This window comes from Streptomyces sp. DH12 (assembly GCF_020873895.1).
Taxonomy (GTDB): Bacteria; Actinomycetota; Actinomycetes; order Streptomycetales; family Streptomycetaceae; genus Streptomyces.
The window spans coordinates 1-437 of sequence record NZ_JAHWGT010001203.1 but is presented as its reverse complement, the minus strand read 5'-3'; the positions used below and the strand labels follow the sequence as shown (position 1 = coordinate 437).

Here is a 437-nt window from a genome sequence, read left to right as displayed (position 1 = left end):
ATCTACGGCGACCCGGGCGGCGGCACCGACCCGGGCCCTTCGGACGCGTGCGAGGTGACGTACCGGGTCACCAACGCCTGGGGCGACGGCTTCCAGGCCGACGTCCGGCTGACCAACACGGGCACGGCAGCGTGGGACGGCTGGTCGCTGGCCTGGTCCTTCCCGGACGGGCGTCGCATCGCCCATCTGTGGAACGGCACGCACACCCAGTCCGGGACGTCGGTGACGGTCCGCAACGCCGACTGGAACCGCGCGGTGGCGCCGGGTGCGTCGGTCGCCTTCGGCTTCACGGCGAGTGGCCCGTCCGCGGAGGCGACCCCGTCGGTGTTCGCGCTGGGCGGGAGGGAATGCACGGTGAAGTGAAGATCGCCGGCGGGGGATGATGGGGCGGCCACCGCCGGCGACCCGAAGGAGCCCCGATGCACGGACGGATCATC

The 437-nt window shown here is 73.0% G+C and carries 1 protein-coding gene; it reads left to right on the top strand.

Annotated elements, in window-relative coordinates; genetic code table 11:
- Positions 1–363: cellulose-binding domain-containing protein (locus LPA54_RS39250; RefSeq protein ID WP_228985171.1), on the top strand; the 363-nt coding region annotated here is incomplete at its 5' end.
- Positions 364–437 lie beyond the last annotated feature (74 nt).